The sequence below is a fragment of the Burkholderia sp. LFS061 genome, assembly GCF_047978125.1.
Taxonomy (GTDB): Bacteria; Pseudomonadota; Gammaproteobacteria; order Burkholderiales; family Burkholderiaceae; genus Burkholderia; species Burkholderia pyrrocinia_C.
This window is the reverse complement of record NZ_JBFPFS010000114.1, coordinates 1-1,528: the sequence shown is the minus strand read 5'-3', so window position 1 is coordinate 1,528 and position 1,528 is coordinate 1. Positions and strand designations below refer to the sequence as shown.

The window sequence follows — 1,528 nt, the reverse complement described above, 5'->3', positions numbered from 1 at the left end:
TTGCCGACCCACAAGGCCAGCGACATCGACGCGCTGCTGCCGCATCACTGGCAGCCTCTCTTGAGCACCGCCTAAACTCGCTCGTCAAGACGGGTTGGCTGGCCGCTTACGGCCATCGCTGCTCGACTGAGTATGGACCGCAAGACCGTTCGTAAATACATCAGGAATGGCGTTCAGGCGCCGCGTTACGGTCCGCGCGCGCCGCGACCGTGCGTGGTCGATCCGTTCGTCCACTACGTCACCGAACGTGTACGCGAGTTTCCCGACCTGAGCGTCGAACGTCTGCTGCGCGAGATCCGGGCCATGGGGTATGCCGGCGGCCGCACAGCACTGGGCGACCTGGTTCGGGAGGTCCGGCCGCCCCGTCAACGCGGTTTCGAGGTGCGCTTTGAGACTCCCGCCGGCCATCAAGCGCAGGTGGATTTCGCCCACTTCAATGTCGAGTTCGGCGACGCGCCCGGCCAGCGGCGTTCGATCTGGCTGTTCTCGATCGTGCTTGGGCACAGCCGCTATCTCTGGGGACGTTTCGTCGAGCATCAGGACCTGCAGACTGTCCTGCGCTGCCACATGGAAGTGTTCGAGCACCTCGGCGGCGCTCCGCGCGAGATTCTGTACGACCGGATGAAGGCAGCCGTGCTGGGCGAAGTCGAGAAGCACATCGTCTACAACGCGAAGCTGGTCGCGTTTGCGCAGCACTACGGCTTCGCGCCGCGCGCCTGCAAGGCGTATCGCGCCAAGACCAAGGGTAAGGTCGAGCGACCCTATCGCTACATCCGGCAGGACTTCTTCCTGGCCCGCCGCTTCCAGAACCTCACCGACCTGAACCGCCAACTGCGCGAGTGGCTCAACACGGTCGCCAATGTCCGCGTACACGGCACGACGCACCGTGTCGTCGCCCAGCACTTCGGTGAGGAGCGCCCCTCATTGCAGGCGTTGCCGGCCGGCACCTTCAACGGCGTGATACGGCTCGAGCGGCGCGTGAGCCACGAAGGCCTCGTCTCGGTCGGCGGCAACTACTACAGCGTGCCCGATCGTACACGCAAGCGCACGCTCGACGTCCACAGTGCGTATTTCGGCGAACGTGATCAGCGATTTCGGTTGAACGTGATCAGTGGTTCCGATTGATGGTGATCGGTCGTTTCGGCCGAAGGTGATCGCTGATCGCCGGTTTCCGAAACGAGCGATCATCTTGCCGAAATGGGTGATCACGTTCCCGGAATGAGTGATCAGCGAACCGAAACAGCTGATCACGCGACCGAAACGAGATAGCCGTTCCGGCTCGGCGGTGGTGTTGCGCATGTGATCCACGACGGGCGTTAGCCTTGTCTCTTTTTAGGGGACAGGTTGATGCCGGCACATCGGATGAGCATGCGCAAACTGAAGGAAGTACTGCGGTTGAAGTGGGCGTGCGGCCTGTGGACCTATCCGTGATTTCGTGGGCGAGGCATATCATGAGGTGTAAAGGCCATGGATATGCCGATGAAAAAGAAAAGACAAACTTTAGCGCGTCAGGCAGCGGCCCGAGGGC

General features: G+C 62.0%; 1 pseudogene. It reads left to right on the top strand.

Features of this window, described 5'->3' with window-relative positions:
• Positions 1-90: 90 nt before the first annotated feature.
• Positions 91-1,065: pseudogene (istA, locus tag ACNQQL_RS35905) on the top strand (IS21 family transposase); the annotation flags it as partial.
• Positions 1,066-1,528: the final 463 nt, after the last annotated feature.